Origin of the sequence: Sphingomonas sp. FARSPH (genome assembly GCF_003355005.1) — a bacterium.
Classification (GTDB): domain Bacteria; phylum Pseudomonadota; class Alphaproteobacteria; order Sphingomonadales; family Sphingomonadaceae; genus Sphingomonas.
Genome location: NZ_CP029986.1, coordinates 152349 through 171051 on the forward strand (window position 1 = coordinate 152349; position 18703 = coordinate 171051).

The 18703-nt window shown below is 64.9% G+C and carries 20 protein-coding genes; 9 read left to right on the forward strand and 11 right to left on the reverse strand.

The window, feature by feature from the left end; genetic code table 11:
- From DM480_RS16620 to DM480_RS16630, 3 genes are all read left to right on the forward strand, one after another.
- Entirely contained in the window at positions 1–597 is a 597-nt protein-coding gene (locus DM480_RS16620) for a c-type cytochrome (RefSeq protein WP_017980781.1), read from the forward strand.
- Positions 598–622: 25 nt separating this feature from the next.
- Positions 623–1360, forward strand: a complete 738-nt coding sequence (locus DM480_RS16625) for a PepSY domain-containing protein (protein ID WP_017980780.1) — start codon at positions 623–625, stop codon at positions 1358–1360.
- Between the two features lie 133 nt (positions 1361–1493).
- Positions 1494–1886 (forward strand): DUF305 domain-containing protein, encoded by a 393-nt coding sequence (locus tag DM480_RS16630; RefSeq protein WP_042469554.1) that lies wholly within the window; start codon positions 1494–1496, stop codon positions 1884–1886.
- Positions 1887–1956: 70 nt separating this feature from the next.
- Here the strand turns inward: DM480_RS16630 and DM480_RS16635 are convergent, their stop codons facing one another.
- On the reverse strand, positions 1957–2784 hold the full coding sequence (locus DM480_RS16635; protein ID WP_076712056.1) for an IS5 family transposase: 828 nt from the start codon (positions 2782–2784) through the stop codon (positions 1957–1959).
- An 87-nt stretch (positions 2785–2871) separates the two neighbouring features.
- Between DM480_RS16635 and DM480_RS16640 the strand changes: the two genes are divergently transcribed.
- The 5 genes from DM480_RS16640 to DM480_RS16660 all read left to right on the forward strand — a co-directional run bounded on the left by DM480_RS16640 (position 2872) and on the right by DM480_RS16660 (position 10395).
- Positions 2872–3324 (forward strand): DUF411 domain-containing protein, encoded by a 453-nt coding sequence (locus tag DM480_RS16640; RefSeq protein ID WP_017980778.1) that lies wholly within the window; start codon positions 2872–2874, stop codon positions 3322–3324.
- A gap of 885 nt (positions 3325–4209) precedes the next feature.
- Positions 4210–5439: a TolC family protein gene (locus DM480_RS16645; protein ID WP_017980777.1), complete on the forward strand. Its 1230-nt coding sequence runs from the start codon at positions 4210–4212 to the stop codon at positions 5437–5439.
- Positions 5436–6935 (forward strand): efflux RND transporter periplasmic adaptor subunit, encoded by a 1500-nt coding sequence (locus DM480_RS16650; protein WP_061780583.1) that lies wholly within the window; start codon positions 5436–5438, stop codon positions 6933–6935. Before DM480_RS16645 ends, DM480_RS16650 begins: the two co-directional genes overlap by 4 nt.
- On the forward strand, positions 6932–10069 hold the full coding sequence (locus DM480_RS16655; protein WP_018251208.1) for an efflux RND transporter permease subunit: 3138 nt from the start codon (positions 6932–6934) through the stop codon (positions 10067–10069). The genes DM480_RS16650 and DM480_RS16655 overlap by 4 nt, the downstream gene beginning before the upstream one ends.
- On the forward strand, positions 10069–10395 hold the full coding sequence (locus DM480_RS16660) for a copper-binding protein (protein WP_017980774.1): 327 nt from the start codon (positions 10069–10071) through the stop codon (positions 10393–10395). Before DM480_RS16655 ends, DM480_RS16660 begins: the two co-directional genes overlap by 1 nt.
- Before the next feature lie 21 nt (positions 10396–10416).
- Here the strand turns inward: DM480_RS16660 and DM480_RS16665 are convergent, their stop codons facing one another.
- Complete coding sequence (locus tag DM480_RS16665; RefSeq protein WP_017980773.1) at positions 10417–11184, reverse strand: glutaredoxin family protein; 768 nt, start codon at positions 11182–11184, stop codon at positions 10417–10419.
- 63 nt (positions 11185–11247) lie between these two features.
- On the opposite strand from DM480_RS16665, the gene DM480_RS16670 reads away from it, so the two are divergent.
- Positions 11248–11661, forward strand: coding sequence for a MerR family DNA-binding protein (locus tag DM480_RS16670; RefSeq protein WP_018251207.1), 414 nt, complete (start codon positions 11248–11250; stop codon positions 11659–11661).
- A 40-nt stretch (positions 11662–11701) separates the two neighbouring features.
- Here DM480_RS16670 and DM480_RS16675 read toward each other — a convergent pair whose 3' ends face one another.
- The 9 genes from DM480_RS16675 to DM480_RS16715 form a co-directional block, all read right to left on the reverse strand.
- On the reverse strand, positions 11702–12154 hold the full coding sequence (locus DM480_RS16675; RefSeq protein WP_043060763.1) for a hypothetical protein: 453 nt from the start codon (positions 12152–12154) through the stop codon (positions 11702–11704).
- Between the two features lie 159 nt (positions 12155–12313).
- Positions 12314–13270 (reverse strand): c-type cytochrome, encoded by a 957-nt coding sequence (locus DM480_RS16680; RefSeq protein WP_018251203.1) that lies wholly within the window; start codon positions 13268–13270, stop codon positions 12314–12316.
- Positions 13267–14154 (reverse strand): MBL fold metallo-hydrolase, encoded by an 888-nt coding sequence (locus tag DM480_RS16685; RefSeq protein ID WP_018251202.1) that lies wholly within the window; start codon positions 14152–14154, stop codon positions 13267–13269. The genes DM480_RS16680 and DM480_RS16685 overlap by 4 nt, the downstream gene beginning before the upstream one ends.
- Before the next feature lie 21 nt (positions 14155–14175).
- Positions 14176–14817 (reverse strand): DsbA family protein, encoded by a 642-nt coding sequence (locus tag DM480_RS16690; protein ID WP_026189135.1) that lies wholly within the window; start codon positions 14815–14817, stop codon positions 14176–14178.
- Between the two features lie 2 nt (positions 14818–14819).
- Complete coding sequence (locus DM480_RS16695) at positions 14820–15446, reverse strand: DsbA family protein (RefSeq protein WP_056432835.1); 627 nt, start codon at positions 15444–15446, stop codon at positions 14820–14822.
- Positions 15443–16252 (reverse strand): TlpA family protein disulfide reductase, encoded by an 810-nt coding sequence (locus DM480_RS16700; protein WP_018251199.1) that lies wholly within the window; start codon positions 16250–16252, stop codon positions 15443–15445. The genes DM480_RS16695 and DM480_RS16700 overlap by 4 nt, the downstream gene beginning before the upstream one ends.
- Positions 16252–17034 carry a sulfite exporter TauE/SafE family protein gene (locus tag DM480_RS16705; protein ID WP_115381678.1) on the reverse strand — a complete coding sequence of 261 codons (783 nt, stop codon included), beginning with the start codon at positions 17032–17034 and terminating at the stop codon, positions 16252–16254. The genes DM480_RS16700 and DM480_RS16705 overlap by 1 nt, the downstream gene beginning before the upstream one ends.
- A complete protein-coding gene (locus DM480_RS16710) occupies positions 17031–18263 on the reverse strand; it encodes an NAD(P)/FAD-dependent oxidoreductase (RefSeq protein WP_018251197.1) in 1233 nt (410 codons plus the stop codon). Before DM480_RS16710 ends, DM480_RS16705 begins: the two co-directional genes overlap by 4 nt.
- Positions 18260–18694, reverse strand: coding sequence for a TIGR01244 family sulfur transferase (locus tag DM480_RS16715; RefSeq protein ID WP_018251196.1), 435 nt, complete (start codon positions 18692–18694; stop codon positions 18260–18262). The genes DM480_RS16710 and DM480_RS16715 overlap by 4 nt, the downstream gene beginning before the upstream one ends.
- Positions 18695–18703 lie beyond the last annotated feature (9 nt).

Sequence of the window (18703 nt, forward strand, 5' to 3'; positions counted from 1 at the left end):
ATGGAGGAACAGATGGCTCAAGACGGCAGGCGCTCGATAAGGCAGCACTTCCCGAGCCTGCCGTTCGTAGGCGCCCTGGCGATCGTCCTGGCGCTGGGCGCAGCCGCGTTTATCTACCTTGGCGTGTATAACATCGCGGCCGACGAACCGCACACGCCGGCGGTCTATTCAATGCTCGAACGCCTGCGCGATCGGTCGATTGAGGCACGCGCGCGCGGCATAACACCCCCGGCCGATCTGGCATCGGCGCAGCGCGTGTCAGTCGGCGCGGGCCTTTACGGAGAAATGTGTTCCGGTTGCCATCTCGGCCCCGGCGTCGAGAAATCCGAGATGAGCCAGGGCCTCTATCCACAGGCGCCGGAACTCGCGCGCGCTCAAGATCTCACCCCCGCCCAGCAATTCTGGATCATCAAGCACGGGGTGAAGCTCAGCGCCATGCCGGCATGGGGCAAGACGCATCCCGACCCCCTAATTTGGAATATGGTCGCGTTCGTCCGCAAGCTCCCCGGCATGACGCCCGAACAGTATAAGGCACTGGTCGCGAGCGCCCCGGCCGATCACGACGAGATGATGAAGGACATGCCGGGTATGAAGTGACCCCGGCGACGAGGTTGAGGGAGGAGTGGTTCTGAAAAGCGCGAAACTGAGGCTGCATCTACTCGCGAGCCGCACGCACAAATGGCTCGCGATCATCATCGGCGCGCAGCTCCTGCTATGGTTCGCAAGCGGCGCCCTGATGAGCTTCCTGCCGATCGATCGGGTGCATGGCGATCACCTCGTTGACCGCAAAGCCGCGGCGCCCCTTCCCCGCGGCAGCACGTTCGCCCCACCATCGGCGATCGTAGGCGCAGCAGATGCGCCCATCGAGGCCATCACCTATCGCATGTGGCTTGGCCGCCCGGTCGCCGAGGTCGCGACAGCCAAGGGAACGCGCCTGTTCGACGCCGCGACGGGCCAAGCGCTGCCAGCACCAACGGCTCGTGAGGCCGAGGAGATCGCGCGTTTGGCATGGCGTGGCGGTGCTCGACCAGCGGCGAAGGTAGAGCGGATCGAGCGCGCCAGCCCCGAATATCGCGGCACGCTCCCCGCCTGGCGCGTCGCGTTCGCCGACCTCGATTCCACCCGCGTCTTTGTCGCGGCGGACACCGGTCGGATCTCGGCTGTCCGAACCGGCACTTGGCGGCTCTACGACTTCTTCTGGGGCCTTCACATCATGGATTGGACGAATCACGAGAACTTCAACACGCCCTGGCTGCTCGCCTTCGCGATCGGTGGGCTTGCGCTTTGGTTAGGGGGGGCAGTGCTTCTCTACATGCGATGGCCCAAAACGCGGCGTCGCAACATCGTGATCGAGGCATAATATACGCGGCTCAGGAGCGTAGCCCTCGGAAATAAAGTCCTGTTTCCTGACAATTTCTCGCGCGTTCTAGCACCCCGGGTGAGGGATAGCCGCCTCGCACGCGTAGAAGTCTTAGAACCCAGGGAGATCAATAATGCGCTTCGCACCAACATTCGCAGCTTTGGCGCTGCTCGCCACGCCCGCCCTCGCGCAGCAGAGCGGCGGAATGCAGGGCATGAACCACGGTCAGATGGCCGGCATGAACCACGACGACATGGCGGGCATGATGGCCGGCAATCCCTACGGCCAGGCCGAGATGGACATGCATCAGAAGATGATGGCGGCCAAGCAGGGCGACGCGGCCGAAATGTGGACGCGCAAGATGATCGAGCATCACCGAGGCGCCATCGCCATGTCGCGCGTTGCGGTGCGTGACGCGCGCGACGCCGAGACCAAGCGCATGGCGCAGATGACGATCACGAAACAGGAAAAGGATATTGCCGAGCTGCAGGCGTGGCTCAGCAAGCACGGCAAGCGCCCGCAATAAGGGAGCGCTGCCCCGCCCTGTCGATCCCCCTACCCCCCGGCAGGGCGGGGATTTCCTTTTAGAGCCCGACTCATAATTCGAGTTTTGCGATACGGCGTGTCATGCGCCTGATGGAAGCGATGATGAGCCAGGCTTCGGCGGAGGCGACGGACGCCTCCCAATCTTTGGCGAGACGCCGACATCGGTTGAGCCATGCGATGGTGCGCTCGACGACCCAGCGCCGGGGCAGGACGACGAAGCGGTGGGCATCGGAACGCCGGACGATCTCGATGGCGAGGTGGTCGATATGCGCGATAGCGGCGGCCAGTTTCTGCCCGGCATAGCCGCCATCGGCGAAGAAACGGCTCAGGGACGGATAGGCGTCGCGACAGCGTTCGATGAGGTCCGGTGCGCCGTCGCGGTCCTGGATGTCAGCGGAGAGCACCAGTCCGTCGAGGAGGTTGCCGGCCGTGTCGGTCGCGATATGGCGCTTGCGGCCCTTGATCTTCTTGCCGGCATCATAGCCGCGCGGCCCACCCGCTTCGGTGGTCTTGACCGACTGGCTGTCGATGATGCCCGCAGTCGGTTCTGCCTCGCGCCCTTCGGCAATCCGTACTCCGGCTACCAGCACCGCGTTGATCGCATCGAGCAGGCCGCTGTCGCGCATCCGGTAGAAATGGTACTGCACGGTCGTGAACGGGGGAAAGTCCCGGGGCAGTTGCGCCCACTGGCATCCCGTCGCGGCAAGGTACTGGATCGCGTTCCACAGATCCCGTGCCCGGTGCAGGCGCGGGCGGCCCACCTTCGTCGTTCGAGCCAGCAGCGGCGCAATGATCGCCCATTCCGCATCGGTGCAGTCGCTTGTGTAACGCAGCCTACTTCTGTCATGCTCGCGACGAGCGGTTTCGGTCCAGCCCATGTGCTCTCCAAGGTCTTCGCAAAACCCGGTGAATCACAACTGACTGAAATCGCTCAACCTAATTTTCGGTCGGGTTCTTAGGAGCTGATGATGAAGAATGGTGTTCGTGGCGCCGTCGCCGCCTTGCTAATGACCATCCCAGCGGTCGCATCGGCCGCGGCCGACATCGCCATGCACCGCGATCCGGGTTGCGGCTGTTGCGAGAAATGGGCGGCGCAGGTGCGTCAGCAGTTCGGCCGCAAGGTCCAGATCATCGACGATGATCGCCGTGAGGTGCTGCAGCGTAAGATCGGCCTGCCCGCTGACCTCGCGTCCTGCCATACCGCGATCATCGACGGCATGGCGTTTGAGGGACATGTCCCGATCGCGGACATGAAGCGCGCGCTGGCCCAGCATCCTAAAGGCGTGCGCGGCTTGGCCGTGGCCGGAATGCCGATGGGCTCACCGGGCATGGAGGTGCCCGGCATGAGAACCCAGCCCTATGACGTCATTGCGTTCGGTGCCGCTGGCCGGCGTGTCTTTGCTAGCCACGGCGCCTAAACGACAGGTTGTCTTGTGAGCGGCAAATCTTCCCCGGCGCTTCATGCCGGCACTACGGCACCCGGCAAACCACCCGTATTGACCTCGGCGTTGACAATTGGGATAGTATCCGGGTGTTGAAAGCTCGTCTTTCTCTCTTGCTTCTTGTTGGAGCGTTGCTTGGCCTTTTGGGCCAAGGAATTGCGTATGCGGCCGGCCCATCGCTCTCACCCAAGATGGCGATGAGCCATGTCACCCCATCCCGCATGGATTGCGCGGGTATGGCGACCCCGGATCCGTCATCGGAACACCCATGCAAAGGACTGACGCTGGCGTGTATCGCCCAAATGGGATGCGTTGTTCCCATGACGTTTGAGGAGCCGGCAAGAGTGCTGAAGCGCTCGATCGCATCTCAAATCGTTATCTGGCCTGCCAGCCGGGCACTTGCCGGCCTCAACGTCGCTCCCGAGCCCGAACCGCCTACCGTTTGATCGAGTCAAGCCGTGTCAGGCTGCAGCCGTTCGCCGGTTGCGGCTCTGCCGATTTTAAATCTCGATCAAATTGGAAAGTGACATGAAAACGTTCATCTTGGCGGTATTTGCCGCTAGCCTCGCCGCGTCGGCAGCGACGGCGGCCACATCTGAAAATAAAAGCAATGGTCATTGGGAGTGGCGTTCCAATTACCAGCCGGGCCCGCGGGCGCCGCTTCAAGCCCCACGTCGCGTATGGGTTACGGACGTTCCCCAGTCGAGCGCCTGCGTGTGCCCGATGATGGAACGCGGTCGCGACGCCTGCATGTCAATGAAGGGCGGCCAGTCAACTTAAGCTGGCGAGCCTGAACAGGTGCCGGGCTCCGATCAACCATTTGGAGCCCGGCCATCATTATGACATGAAGGGACTAGAGGGATGCGCGCATCCATGATGCTCGCGGTCGCCGCGCTCACGACGAGCGCCGCGCACGCGCAGACACTTACCTATGACCAAGCGCTGCGCGATGCGGTTGCCAACGCCCCGGGAGCGGTTGCCGGTCGCGCGGGGGTCAGCGCCGCCCAAGCCGATGCACGTGCGGCGGGAAGCCTTCCGGACCCCCGTGTGTCGATCGGAATCGAGAATTATCCTGTCTCTGGGCCACCCGCCTTCTCCCTATCCAGAGACGACATGACGATGGGGCGTGTCGGTTTCCAACAGGACCTACCCAACCTTGCCAAGCGTCATGCCGCGCAAGCGCAGGCACGCGCCGTGATCGCAACGGCAGAAGCATCGCAAGCGACCAAGCTCCGGGAGGTGCGATTGGGAGCGGGGCAGGCATGGATCGACCTTGCTTATGCCGAGCGTCGACTAGCTGCCCTCGACACCGTTCTGCTATTCCTTCGATCTCTCCCTTCCGCTGCGCGGGCCGCCGTGACGACCGGTTCGGTCCGCCCTGGTCAGACACTGACGACCGATCAGGAGATCGCGGCACTCGACGACCGCCGCGACGAGTTGATGGCCGCCGTTGCGCGCGCCCGCGCGATGCTGGCTCGCTGGACCGGCGTATCGGCGCCCGAGATTGCCGGCGATATGCCCGCGATCGATCTGGCTCCGGCGCGGCTGCGGGACGCGCTCAGCCTTCACTCCGACATGGTTCTCGCCGAGGCCGGTATTCAGCGCGCGCAGGCCGACGTGGATGCGGCGCGAGCGGAGAAGCGACCCGATTGGGGGGTAGAGGTAGCTTATCAACGCCGTGACCCCCGGTATGGCGACATGGTGTCGGCGGGAGTTTCGATGAGCCTGCCGCTGTTCGCTCGATCGCGTCAGAACCCGCGCATCGAAGCCCGCAAATCCGCACAGGCGCAGGCCGAGGCCGCGCGCGAAGAAACCCGGCGCACATTGGCAGCCGATCTGGAGGCCGCGCTGGCGGACCACCAAATGCATCACAGCCAATGGCAGCGCGCGCGCGACGTGCTCCTTCCGCTCGCTCGGAAGCGAGCCGATCTGGAGATAGCGAGCTACTCTGCCGGTCGCGCGAGTCTTGCGGATGCCATCGAAGCCAAGACCGCGCTCGCCGACGCCGAGCTGACCGTGCTCGACCGTGAGGCGCTCGTCGCCGCAGACTCTGTCCGCCTCACCATTACCTTCGGGAGCGCCGATCGATGAGCGACACTACCATTACCCGCGCCCGCCTTGTCACCGCGGTAAGCGCGCTGGTGCTGGTCGCAGGGGGCGTGGGCTTCGGGCTCGCGAAACTTGGCACGTCCTCGGCTGCCGATCAAACGGCATCCCCAGCCCCGCAGAAGAAGATCCTCTACTGGTATGATCCGATGATCCCGGGGGAGCGGCACGACGGCCCGGGTCTCTCGTCGATGGGGATGAAACTGATCCCCCGCTATGCCGACGAGGGCGCAGGCGGTAGCGCCGCACCGGGCGTAGCGATCGATCCGGCCAGCCTCCAGCGGCTCGGCGCGCGGATCGTCACGGTCGAACGCGGATCGTTGTCAAACTCGGCCTCGGCAACCGGCAGCATCGAGTTCAATGACCGCAACGTTGCGGTCGTGCAGGCACGCAGCGGCGGCTTCGTTCAGCGCGTCTATGCGCGCGCGCCAGGCGATGTCGTGCCGGCAGGCGCCCCGCTCGCCGATATCCTTGTGCCCGAATGGGCGGGCGCGCAGGCGGAGTATCTCGCCGTGCGCCGCACCGGGGATGCCGGGCTCACGCGGGCGGCACGAGAGCGCCTGTTGCTTCTCGGGATGCCCGCCGGATCGATTGCATCGGCGGAGTGGCGCGGCCGACCGCAAGGTGTGACGACGATCAGCACGCCCGTGGGGGGCGTCATCAAGACGCTCGGCGTCCGACAGGGGATGACGGTCGCGCAAGGACAGACACTGGCGGAGGTGAACGGCCTCGCCACCGTGTGGCTGAACGCGGCTGTCCCTGAGGCCCTCGCAGGAAACCTGCGGATCGGCACGCCCGTCATCGCCACGCTGGCGGCTTTCCCGGGCGAAAGCTTCAGGGGCCGCATCGCTGCGATCCTGCCCCAGGCCGAGGCAGCGAGCCGCACGCTCACAATCCGCGTCGAGCTCCCCAACCGTGCCGGCCGGTTGCGCCCCGGTATGTTCGCCAGCGTGGCGCTCGACCAGGGGAGCCGCGATGCACTCCTTGTTCCGAGTGAGGCCGTGATCCGGACCGGCCGGCGCACACTCGTCATGTTGGCAGGGCCGGGTGGACGCTTTCGACCCGCCGAGGTTCGCACTGGCGCAGAAGGCGGCGGCAAAACCGAGATAGTCGCCGGCCTGACCGAGGGTGAGAAGGTTGTCGCGTCGGGCCAGTTCCTGATCGACTCCGAAGCGAGCCTCGCTGGCCTCGATGCGCGTCCGATTGGTGTCGAAGCGTCACCCGCAACAAAGCCGGCCGTGAAACCCACCGCGTCGATCTACGAGACGGTCGGCAGCATCGAGGCGATCGATCGCAGTTCCGTCACCCTGTCCCATCAGCCCGTTCCGGCGATCGGCTGGCCGGCCATGACAATGACGTTCCGCGTCGCCGATCCCGCGTTGGTGCGTGGGTATCGCAAGGGTGAGCGGGTGCGGTTCGGCTTTGATCAACCCGCCGATGGTCCAACGCTGCGCCGCATGACGCGCGAGGCTGGGCGATGATTGCCGCGATCATCCGCTGGTCGGTCGCGAACCGCTTCCTCGTCGTCCTGGCGGCCATCGCGCTCGCCATGGCCGGGGTGTTCGCAATGCGTGCCACCCCCGTCGATGCGCTCCCCGACCTGTCCGACACGCAGGTCATCATCCGCACGAGCTGGCCGGGCCAAGCCCCGCAGATCGTCGAGAACCAGGTGACGTATCCGCTCACCACGACGATGCTGTCCGTGCCTGGCGCGAAAACCGTGCGCGGCTATTCGTTCTTCGGCGACAGCTACGTCTATGTCCTCTTCGAGGATGGGACCGACCTCTATTGGGCGCGCTCACGCGTGCTGGAGTATCTGAGCCAGGTGCAGGGACGGCTTCCCCAAGGCGCGCAGGCCGCGCTGGGTCCTGATGCGACGGGGGTCGGCTGGGTCTATGAATACACGCTGTTGGACCGCACCGGCCGCCGTGACCTGTCGCAGCTCCGATCCTTGCAGGACTGGTTCCTACGTTATGAACTGAAAACGCTGCCCGGCGTTGCGGAGGTGGCGAGCATCGGCGGAATGGTGAAGCAATATCAGGTGCTGCTCGACCCGACGCGGCTCGCCGCATTCGGTGTCACGCACACTCAGGCCGTCGATGCCATTCGCCGCGCCAATCAGGAGGCCGGCGGGTCCGTCCTCGAGCTGGGCGAAGCCGAATATATGGTGCGCGCGTCAGGTTACTTGCGCACCGTCGACGATTTCCGCGCGATCCCGCTCAAGGTCGCCGGTGCCGGCGTCCCCGTTACCTTGGGCGACGTCGCGTCGATCCAGATCGGCCCCGAGATGCGCCGCGGCATCGCCGAGCTGAACGGCGAAGGCGAGGTCGCGGGCGGAGTCGTCATCCTGCGTCAGGGCAAGAATGCACGGCAGACGATCGAAGCCGTCAAGGCCAAGCTCGCGGAACTGAAAGCGAGCCTTCCCCCCGGCGTCGAGATCGTCACCACCTATGACCGCTCGCAATTGATCGACCGCGCGGTGGAGAATTTGACGGGCAAGCTGATCGAGGAGTTCGTCGTCGTCGCGATCATCTGCGGGTTGTTTCTGTGGCATGTCCGGTCTGCGCTGGTCGCGATCGTCACCTTGCCTCTGGGGGTGCTCGCGGCCTTGCTCGTCATGCGTGTGCAGGGGGTGAACGCCAACATCATGTCTTTGGGCGGTATCGCCATCGCGATCGGCGCGATGGTCGATGCCGCGATCGTGATGATCGAGAACGCGCACAAGCGGATCGAGCGATGGGAACACGACCATCCGGGCGTGGCGCTGGCGGGCGAGGAACGCTGGCGCGTCATCACCGAGGCCGCGGCCGAGGTCGGGCCGGCGCTGTTCTTCAGCCTCGTCATCATCACGCTGTCGTTCGTGCCGGTGTTCACGCTCGAAGCGCAGGAGGGACGGCTGTTCGCCCCGCTCGCCTTCACCAAGAGCTATGCGATGGCGGCAGCGGCGATCCTGTCGGTAACGCTCGTGCCGGTCCTGATGGGATGGCTGATCCGGGGACGCATTCCGGCCGAGAACGACAACATTATCAACCGCGTGCTCACCCGTGCCTATCGCCCGGCGCTCGACCGCGTGTTGGCGCGGCCTTGGGCGGCGATCGGCATCGCCGCCCTGGTACTGGCGACGACGGCATGGCCGCTGACCCGATTGGGTGGCGAGTTCATCCCGACGATGGATGAGGGCGATCTGCTCTACATGCCGTCCGCGCTTCCCGGCCTTTCGGCCGCGAGCGCCTCGGCCCTGCTCCAGCGCACAGACCGGCTGATAAAAACCGTTCCCGAGGTCAAAACCGTGTTCGGCAAAGCCGGGCGCGCCGAGACCGCGACCGACCCGGCACCGCTCGAGATGTTCGAGACGACCATCCAATTCAAGCCGCGCGATCAATGGCGCGCGGGGATGACGCCGGCAAAGCTGGTGGAGGAGCTGGACCGCACAGTGCGCGTGCCCGGCCTCACGAACGTATGGGTGCCTCCGATCCGCAATCGGATCGATATGCTCGCGACCGGCATCAAGAGTCCCATCGGGGTGAAAGTGTCGGGGTCCAACCTCTCCGAGCTGGACCGCATCGCCGGCAGCATCGAACGTGTCGCCAGGACCGTGCCGGGCGTCAGCTCGGCATTGGCAGAACGGTTGACCGGAGGCCGCTATGTCGATGTCGATATCGATCGGGTGACCGCGGGGCGCTACGGTCTCAACATCGCCGATGTGCAGGAGATTGTGTCCGGCGCGATCGGCGGCGAGACGATCGGCCAGACGGTGGAGGGCCTTGCCCGCTACCCGATCAGCGTCCGCTACCCCCGCGAGCTGCGTGACAGTCTGGAGGGACTGCGAACGCTCCCAATCGTCACCGCATCGGGTCAGCAGATCACACTCGGCACCGTCGCATCCGTGTCGATCGCGGAAGGTCCACCGATGCTCAAGACGGAAAATGGTCGACTCTCGACATGGGTCTATGTCGACGTGCGCGGGCGCGACCTGGCCTCCACGGTCGCCGATCTGCGCCGTGCTGTTGGCAAAGATGTTCGGCTCAGCCCCGGCGTCTCGATCGCCTATTCCGGACAATTCGAGTATCTGCAGCGTGCCGAGGCTCGGTTGATGCTCGTCGTGCCGGCGACACTCGCGATCATCTTCCTTCTCCTCTACCTTACCTTCGGTCGCCTCGACGAGGCGGCGCTTATCATGGGCACACTGCCCTTCGCGCTGACCGGCGGCATCTGGACATTATGGCTGCTCGGCTATGCGCAATCGGTCGCCACAGGTGTCGGGTTCATCGCGCTCGCCGGCGTGTCGGCGGAGTTCGGCGTCGTCATGCTGATCTACCTGAAACACGCATTGGCCGAGCGCGGGCCGTCACCGTCGGGCGAGCAAGTATCGGAAGCGATCAGGGAGGGCGCGCTGTTGCGGGTACGTCCCAAGGCGATGACCGTCGCTGTCATCGTCGCCGGGCTGTTCCCCGTGCTGATCGGGCATGGCGCCGGATCGGAGGTGATGAGCCGGATCGCCGCGCCGATGATCGGTGGAATGCTGACCGCCCCTTTCCTCTCCATGTTCATCCTGCCAGCCGCCTACTTGCTCTTGCGGCGGCGAGCTTCAACCCGCCCCGAAAGGAAGATCTGATGAAAGCCACTTTCTCCATGCGCGCCGCATTCATGCTACTAGTCACGCCGATCGCAGCGAGCGCTCTTGCTCAAGGCAGCAGGCCGGCTGCATCGGCTGTAAAATCCGGCAGCGGATCGGGGACGATCACTGCCGTCGACGCGAAAGGTGGAACCGTAACCATCAAGCACGGCCCGATCCCGACGATCGGCTGGCCCGCAATGACGATGACCTTCCGGGCATCCCCCCCGACCCTGCTCAAGGGACTGCGGTCGGGGCAGCGGGTCGCATTCACCGCCAAGGCGAAGGGTATGACGGCAGAAGTTACGGCGATCAGCCCGCATTGACGACGCGTGCCGACCTTCGCGTCAGTGCGCCATCGCCAGCACGGGCGGCGCAGCGATCATCCACAGCGCCATCGCGACCATCATCAGGTTTTCGGTGAGCGAGATGAAGCCGAGCGGCACGTTGCTGTCCCCGCCCACGCACGCGCATTTCAGCTCACGCTTGTCGATGTAGACGGCCTTGAACACCGACACCGCGCCGATCGTACCGATAACGAGCGCGACGGGCACCGACAGCCAGGTCAACGCGCCGGCTGCCATCAGGACGCCCGCCGCTCCTTCCGCGTAGGGATAGACATAGGAATAGGGCACCCAGCGCTTCGCGAGCAGATCGTAGTTGAGGAACATGCTCGAGAAGCTCTCGACGTTCTGGAGCTTGAGCATCGCCAGAGCGCACATCGAGAACGCGATGAACCATTCACCCGCCCGCACCGTGAAGGGCGTGCCGAGTACCGCATAGCTGGCGGCGAGCGCCATCAGCGCCGTCATCGCGAACACGGCAATCACCGGGCGATAGGTGACGGCCTTGGGGTCGCGGACCATCTTGCCGAAGAAGCGGCGCAGATCGTCATAGCCGCCGACCCGCTCCCCGGCGATAAAGATCTGCGGGGTCGTCTTGACGCCGTGCTTCGCCTTGAAAGCGTCGGTTTCTTCCCGCGTCATCAGCCAATGGTCATCGACCGCATAGCCTTCCCGGCGCAGAAGATCCTTCGCCTTCAGCCCGAAAGGGCAGGTATGTTCCGGCATCACCATCCGGTAGATCGTCGCCTGTTTGGCGGGGGCGCTCGCCATGCCGCTTCTCCAATATCCTCGCCCCGCCTATATAGGGTCCGTACCATAGTACGGAGTCAAGGCATGACCGGCATGACGATCGCGGCGCTCGCGCGCGAGGGCGGCGTCGGCGTCGAAACGGTGCGCTACTATCAGCGTCGCGGTTTGCTGGACGAGCCAGACCGGCCGACCGGGGCTGGCGCCGGAGGCGGCATCCGGCGCTACGGCACCGATGACGCCCGCCGCCTTCGCTTCATCCGCTCGGCGCAGGCAGCCGGTTTCACGCTCGAGCAGATCGGTGAGCTTCTGGCGCTGGATGCGACCGACGATCGCGCGCGTGCGCGCCAGCTCGCCCATGAGCAGATGGCGGCGCTGGATGCGAAGATCGCCGAGCTTGAACAGGCGCGTGCTTCGCTGCGTCGGCTTGCCAGCGAGTGCGGCTCGGGATCGGCAGGGCCGTGCCCAATCCTGACAGCGTTCGATTCACCGACTGAGTGATCTTTGATTAGCTCCCAGGCGGTCAGCAGGAGATTTCGGATCAGGCAAATAGATCGCCGATCGCACGCATACGGAAGGCGTTGATCCACCGACGTCGGCGATGCTCGCTGGCGTCGTGGCGCATGTGGCACCGCTGGCAGAGTGCAGCGAGGTTGCGTGGTCGGTTATCGCTCGGATCATGGTTCAGATGCGCGCTAGCAAGAACCACGCGCGTGATCCGCACTTGTGAAGGTGGATCAATGCCGACGAAGCCAGGTTGCGCGCATAAGAGGGCGTCGGGCGGCGGCAGGCGGCGAACGCACCTGCCCTGCCCGTTGCGCCACCTGCTTATGTCCTCATCCCACCAAACACCATCGCCCAGATGCAGCACATGACGACCATGCGGGCGCTGACAATGTTCGCAGCGTCCTTTGGCGCGGCCAAACCGGATGAAGGCAGATAGTTCACGCCAGTCAATCGGGTAGAGCCAGCGATGTTCACGCGCGATTGGCATAACAATTCTATGATTCAGTATCGTGGAGAACGAAAGCAGAAAACAGCAGTGACTCAACTTATCCATTACGGCTAGGTCACTAAGCGATTAGCTGACTTGGCTACTCAAGGAATGGTGTCAAAACCGTTCGGTTGTGACACTGGTTAGGAAGCCGAGCGATCAGCTGCCAAGCATTTTTCCGTCAATCTCCTGACCATAATAGTCCCCTTTGGGGTGAAACTGCTTACGTGCGCTCTCGACAGTCCCGGTCTGCCGCGGATCGCGGGGTCGCTCGCGACTATCGACATAGGCGGCGACATCCCACGCCTGCTGATCCGTCAGCGTGTTGCCCTCACCATAAGGCATGTTGGCCTTGATGAACCCGGCAGCCGACGCCAGCCCGGTCATGCCCGCACCCCAATTGTAGGAGCGCGCTCCCCACAGCGGCGGGATAGTATAGCTGCCGTCCGGGTTCGCCTGCCCTTGGCCGTTCGCACCGTGGCATGATGCGCACTGGCCGGCGAACACAATCGCGCCGCGAACCGGATCGTGCCCGATCGGGGTTGTGGCGAGCTTTATGAACCCGCGACCGGGCAGCGGCTTGCCGGATGGCGCGCCGGTCGCGAGCCAGGCGAAATAGCTCTGGAGATCGCGGTAGATATCGTCGCCATAGGGCGGCGGGGCGCCGGCTTTCGAGGCGGGCGCGTTCATCGAGTAGAGGAAGCAGTCGCGGATGCGATCCTCCATCGTGTTCACCCGGCCGTTCTTCGCGCGATAAGCTGGGTAGCTGACCCAGGCCGCCCACATCGGGGACGCATCGGCCTTCCGCCCGGCATCGAGGTGACAGTTGCTGCACGTCAGGCCGTTGCCGACGTACTGGCCGGCATGAGCCGCGCTCGCGGTGAAGATCAGTCGACCGCGCCGGATCGCGTCGCCGTCCGGCCCGGCGGGGATGGTGCTTTCCGCCGGTGGCGAAAAGGCGGCGTCCGCTGCTACCTCGACGGGTGCCTGCACGGGCGCGTCAGACTGCCCTACCTTGTAGGTGACGACGAGGACGAGCAGCGCGGCGGTAATGGCGAAGATGATACGCTGGGCATCGCCATCATCACCGGGCGTTGGCGGCGTTGGTTCGGTCATTTGCCCGCGCCGAAGTGGTTGAGCGGCACCTTGAGGAACGCTGTGCCGCACGCCTCCGGCTCCGGCAGGCGACCGCCGCGGATGTTCACCTGGAGCGCGGCAAGCATCAGGTCCGGCAGCGGCAGGGTTGCGTCGCGCTTCTCGCGGGTGGCGACGAACTCGGCCTCACCGATGCCGTTGTGCACATGGATGTTGTCACGACGCTGGTCCGCCACGGTCGATCGTCCAAAGACTTCGCGCCCGTCCTTGCCGTAGTCGTGGCCGACATAGGTCGCGGTGCTGGGCGGCAGTTCGAGGATCGCCCGGATCGAGCGCCACAGCGCGCGCGCGTTGCCGCCTGGAAAGTCAGCCCGACTGGTGCCGCTGTCGGGCACCATCAGCGTGTCGTGGACGAACGCCGCGTCGCCGACGACGTAGGTGATCGAGGCGAGCGTGTGGCCGGGCGACAGCATGACGTGCGCGTCGAGCGAGCCGATCCTGAACTGCTCGCCATCGGCGAACAGGCGATCCCACTGGCTACCATCGACGGGCAGGTCAGGCAGGCAGTAGATGTCCTGCCAGAGCTTCTGCACCTCCACGACCTTGGTGCCGATCGCGGTTTTGCCCCCTGTCTTTTCCGCGAGATACGGCGCGGCCGAGAAGTGATCGGCATGGGGATGGGTATCGAGCACCCATTCCACAGTAAGTCCCTTGGCGCGGACATATTCGAGGATCATATCGGCATTGTCGGTTGCGGTCGCACCGGCACGGGGATCGAAGTCGAGGACCGGATCGATAATCGCGGCGGTCTTCGTGGCTTCGTCGACCACGACATACTGGAAGCTGCCGGTGCGCTCGTCATGGAGCGACGCAACCGTCATGCCCTTGTGATTATACTCGATCATGTTTCGTATCCTCTCGCATCGTCAGCTTTCTTCCCGCGCACGCGCGAACAGCCGTTGGAAATCGCTGGCGTCGATCGCGCCCATCACCAGCATGGGACCGGCAAGATAACCCGGGGTGCCCGCCAGTCCGATCGAATAGGCTTCCTGTCCGTTCGCCCGCAGGCGGGCTGCGACAGCGTCCGCGTGGGCGGCAAGCCAGGTCATCGCGCGCAGCCAATCGCCGCCAGCGCGCATCACGACGTCCCGCAACACGTCGTCGTCGATCGTGCGGCTGTCCGTCATCAACGCACGATGGACGGTCGGGTAAACTCCCTGTTCGGCGCACGCGAGCGCCACGCTTGCGGCACGTTCGGATGGCGGACCGAAGATGGGCCAATCCTTGTAGATGACCCGCACCTTGCCGTCGCGTTGCACAGCCTCTTCCAGGGCGGAAAATCCATGACGGCAGGCCGGGCAACGATAGTCGGTGAACACGGCAAGCCGGAGCGTAGCATCGGCAGGTCCGTCCTCGGGCGAGCCGTTACCGGCAAGGATCAGGTCGGCGGTCGGCCCGACGTCGCGCCCGATCGGGGCGGTACGCCGTAGAACCTGCCCGACTGCCCAACCACCCACGACCACCGCGCCCAAGCCGGCAAGCTGTCTCCGATTGAGCGGCCCGGGCATGGTCAGCGCGCCGCTGGTTTTTTGCGCGCTTCCGCGACGAGACGACGCAACGTCGGGAGATCGACAGCACCGGCGACGACCTGCGAGCCGACGATCAGCGCTGGTGTTCCGTTGAAACCGATCGCCTGGGCGATGCTATCGGTGCGCGTAAGCAGCGCGTCGATTTCGGCGCCACGGTTCTTCAAATCGCGTTGCAGACGGGGCCAGTCGACCTTGGCTTTGGCAGCCGCTGCCTTGACGCCCGCGCTGTCGAGCCGCGCCGGCGAGGTCATCAGGGCCTCGTGAAAGGCGGCATGCCTGCCCTGCCATTGGCTCGCGACAGCCGCGCGTGACGCCTCACGCGAGGCAGGTCCGAAGATCGGCCAGTCCCGGTACACGACCCGTACCTTCGGGTCGGAGCGAAGCAGGGCGTTCAGCACCGGCTCCATGCGACGGCAATAGGGGCAGTTATAGTCGAAAAACTCGACAACCGTGACGTCGTAGGTCCTGCCGGCGCGCTTGGGAGCCACGGGATCGTCAACGACCGCCTTGCGCGACAGATCGGGCTGCTGGGCCATGAGAGGCGTGATCGGCGCGGCGAAGGCAAGCGCGGCCAGGAGGCCCCGAGACAACAGGTTGCGACGATTCATCGGTGTTTCCTTGCTAATTCGATTCCATCGGCGAGCGCAGCGCGTGACAATTCACCGAGCTGGAGCTGTACGATCGTGCCGTCGCCCGCAACGAAGGCCGTTGCGGGATACCCCGCCACCTTCAGGGCTTGAGAAAGGCCACGATCGGGGTCGAGCGCGACATGGCGCGCTCCGATATTTTCACGGCCGAGAAAACCGCTGACGATCGCTTGCGCCTCGCCCTGATCGGCAAGAAGGATCGGGACCTCGCCAGGGCGCGACGCAACCGCATCGAGCATCGGCAGCTCACGCCGACACGGACCGCACCATGTCGCCCACAGGTTGACCACGAAGGGCCTGCCACGGAAGCGATCGAGTGGAAGCGGCGCGCCGGACGGGGTTGTCAGGTTGAGATGATAGGGGAACGGGCCGTAGGTCACGGGAGGGATCAGCGCCTGAAGCGAGAACCAGAGGCCACCCGCAACAGCCAACGCTCCCCAGCCTGCCGCCAGCGCGCTTGAGCGGCCAAGCCGGATCGCCAGCATCGCCGCAGCGCCCAGAAGCCCTGCAACGGGGGAAAAGCCACCCTGCCACACGGCAAGGATGGACAGCGGAGCGCCGGTGTAGCTCGACCAATGCGCTGCGACGTAACCGATCCGTGCCGTGACCAGTCCAGCGACGATGGCGCTGGTGGAGACCGTCGATACGCGAGGGAAGCGGAACCGACCGGCCAGTGTCGTGAGGCCAAGGAACACGACGATGCACAGCACGGCAAGCCCGCGATCGACGGCCAGCATCAGCGGCCCGATGGCAATCGCACCCGCCATCAGAGAAACGCGGCCGCGCTTTTCCAGAGCATGTAGGCCGCCACCACGAAGATCAGGACGGCGAAGACCGTGGTGAGCGTGCCGCCCGTACCGAGGCGCTTCGCGATGCGCGTGCCGATCAAGCCGCCGACAACTCCACCGGCGATGAACACGAAAGCCAGCGGCCAGTCCACCAGACCCGAAAATGCGTAATTGGCGGCCGTCGTCAGCCCGAACGCGGTGACGGCGATCAATGACGTGCCGACGGCGTTCAGGATCGGCATGCCCGTCGATCCGATCAGGCCGGGGACGATCAGAAAGCCCCCGCCGATGCCGAAGAAGCCCGAGAACAGACCGGTGCTGAGGCCGTAGCCCAGCACCTTCGGCGCCTTTTCCCGGTTGCACTCCGCCCCCGGGTTGCCCGTGTCACCGCGCCCGCGCAGCATCAGGACGCCGACGACGACCATGACCAGTGCGAACAGGAACAGGAGCTTGCCGCCGTCGACGGCCTTGCCCGCGGTAGAGCCGAACAGGGCGCCGATGACGCCGGCGGTCGCATACATGCCGCCACAGCGCCATTTGACGTTATGCGCCCTTGCATGGCCGATCAGCCCCGTGGCGGCGTTAGCCGCGACGGCGAACGCGCTCGTGCCGATGGCGAGATGGGCGTCGGGCACGCGCACCAGATAGACCATGAGTGGGACGGCGAGGATCGAGCCGCCCCCGCCGACAAGCCCGAGGGTAAAGCCCACCAGGCTGCCGGATAACGCACCCAGCAGATACTGGATCGGTTCGAGGGTCATGCCGCTTTGCCGATCTTATGCGGAGCCGCCATCCATTCATGGCCTTTCAGCATGCCTTGCCAGTAAATCGGGGGCAGCATCCGCTCCTTCAGGAACCAGGCAGCGCGCGTCGGGCGCGTGCCGTTCAGCAGCCACGACGGAAAGCTGGGGAGCAGTTTTCCACCATAGCCGAACTCGGCGAGGACGATCTTGCCGCGCTCGACGGTGAGCGGGCACGACCCATAGCCGTCATAGTCGACAACAGGAGGCTTGCCTTCGAGTGCGGCGAGCGCGTTGACCGCCACCACGGGTGCCTGCTTGCGGGCTGCCGCAGCCGTCTTCGCATTGCTCGTCCCCGCAGCATCGCCCAAGGCAAAGACGTTGTCGTATCGCTTGTGGCGCAGCGTCGCCTCATCGACCTCGACGAAGCCGTTTGCCGCCGCGAGCGAACTTTTGGCAACGACGTCATGCGACACCTGCGGCGGCACGACGTGGAGCATGTCGAACCCGCGCTCGATCCGCTCGCTGACACCGTTCTGCTTGCGCTCGAAGGTGGCAATACGCCGATCGGCGTCGACCGCGACGAGGTTGGATTCGAGCTTGAGGTTGATCCTATACTTCTCGACATATTCCATCAGCGCAGGGACATAGGTCGCGACGCCGAACAGCGCCGCACCGGCGTTGTGAAATTCGACGTCGATCGCGGGGAGAACACCGCGTTCGCGCCAGATGTCGCAGGACAGGTACATCGCCTTTTGAGGCGCGCCGGCGCACTTGATCGGCATCGGCGGTTGCGAGAACAGCGCGCGTCCCCGCTGCAATTCCTGGACAAGCTGGTAGGTGTAGGGCGCCAGATCGTAGCGGTAGTTGGACGTGACCCCGTTGCGGCCCAACGCTTCGGTAAGCCCCGCGATCTTCTCCCACGCCAAACGCAGGCCGGGGGCGACGATCAGGACACGATAGGCGATCGTATCCCCGTCGCCCAGGGTGATCGCCTGACGCTCGGGGTCGATGGTGATCGCCGGCAGCCGGATCCATTCGACGCCCTTGGGCATGACATCGGCTTCGGCCTTGCGGGTCTGTTCGGGGGTGAAAACGCCTGCCCCGACTAACGTCCAACCGGGCTGGTAATAATGGTCCCGGGCCGCATCGACGACCGCGATCGACACCTTGGCGTTACGTTTCAGGATGCTGGCGGCGGTTGCGATGCCCGCAGCTCCGCCTCCGATGATGACGATGTCGTAGGTCATTTGCCGGTTCTTTCGGACCGGCGAGCGAGCGCCGGCTTCAGATCGGCCAGGTCGTACCCGGCTGCCTTGGCCTGACCGACGATCGTTTCGGGATCGGCATGACTCGCCTCCGCCAGCGCCCATAGGGTAGCCGCCCGCGTGCCGCTTCGGCAGAAGCCGAGCGTCGGTCCCGGCAGCGCAGTCAGCGCTTCCTTCATCCGGTCCGCATCGGCATCGGTCGCCTTGCCCGGCACGATCGGGACATGGGCGAACGCAAGGCCGTGTTCTTCGGCGATCCGGGCCATCTCGTGTGCGCTCGGCTGTCCCTGCTCCTCGCCATTTGGCCGGCTCGAAACGATCGAGCGAAACCCCGCCTGTGCGGCGGCAGCGACATCATCCCGGGTGAGCTGGGGAGCAGCCGAGAAGGACGGTGTGATCTTCTTGAAGGCCATGTAATGTCT

Bases quoted from the DNA above. Each gene is read 5' to 3' on its own strand.
- DM480_RS16675 (WP_043060763.1), bottom strand. From the start codon at position 12,154: ATGCCAATCGCGCGTGAACATCGCTGGCTCTACCCGATTGACTGGCGT.
- DM480_RS16705 (WP_115381678.1), bottom strand. From the start codon at position 17,034: ATGACCCTCGAACCGATCCAGTATCTGCTGGGTGCGTTATCCGGCAGC.
- DM480_RS16700 (WP_018251199.1), bottom strand. From the start codon at position 16,252: ATGGCGGGTGCGATTGCCATCGGGCCGCTGATGCTGGCCGTCGATCGC.
- DM480_RS16710 (WP_018251197.1), bottom strand. From the start codon at position 18,263: ATGACCTACGACATCGTCATCATCGGAGGCGGAGCTGCGGGCATCGCA.
- DM480_RS16665 (WP_017980773.1), bottom strand. From the start codon at position 11,184: ATGGCGAGCGCCCCCGCCAAACAGGCGACGATCTACCGGATGGTGATG.
- DM480_RS16695 (WP_056432835.1), bottom strand. From the start codon at position 15,446: ATGAATCGTCGCAACCTGTTGTCTCGGGGCCTCCTGGCCGCGCTTGCC.
- DM480_RS16690 (WP_026189135.1), bottom strand. From the start codon at position 14,817: ATGCCCGGGCCGCTCAATCGGAGACAGCTTGCCGGCTTGGGCGCGGTG.
- DM480_RS16660 (WP_017980774.1), top strand. From the start codon at position 10,069: ATGAAAGCCACTTTCTCCATGCGCGCCGCATTCATGCTACTAGTCACG.
- DM480_RS16645 (WP_017980777.1), top strand. From the start codon at position 4,210: ATGCGCGCATCCATGATGCTCGCGGTCGCCGCGCTCACGACGAGCGCC.
- DM480_RS16680 (WP_018251203.1), bottom strand. From the start codon at position 13,270: ATGACCGAACCAACGCCGCCAACGCCCGGTGATGATGGCGATGCCCAG.
- DM480_RS16670 (WP_018251207.1), top strand. From the start codon at position 11,248: ATGACCGGCATGACGATCGCGGCGCTCGCGCGCGAGGGCGGCGTCGGC.
- DM480_RS16650 (WP_061780583.1), top strand. From the start codon at position 5,436: ATGAGCGACACTACCATTACCCGCGCCCGCCTTGTCACCGCGGTAAGC.
- DM480_RS16640 (WP_017980778.1), top strand. From the start codon at position 2,872: ATGATGAAGAATGGTGTTCGTGGCGCCGTCGCCGCCTTGCTAATGACC.
- DM480_RS16630 (WP_042469554.1), top strand. From the start codon at position 1,494: ATGCGCTTCGCACCAACATTCGCAGCTTTGGCGCTGCTCGCCACGCCC.
- DM480_RS16620 (WP_017980781.1), top strand. From the start codon at position 1: ATGGAGGAACAGATGGCTCAAGACGGCAGGCGCTCGATAAGGCAGCAC.
- DM480_RS16715 (WP_018251196.1), bottom strand. From the start codon at position 18,694: ATGGCCTTCAAGAAGATCACACCGTCCTTCTCGGCTGCTCCCCAGCTC.
- DM480_RS16655 (WP_018251208.1), top strand. From the start codon at position 6,932: ATGATTGCCGCGATCATCCGCTGGTCGGTCGCGAACCGCTTCCTCGTC.
- DM480_RS16635 (WP_076712056.1), bottom strand. From the start codon at position 2,784: ATGGGCTGGACCGAAACCGCTCGTCGCGAGCATGACAGAAGTAGGCTG.
- DM480_RS16685 (WP_018251202.1), bottom strand. From the start codon at position 14,154: ATGATCGAGTATAATCACAAGGGCATGACGGTTGCGTCGCTCCATGAC.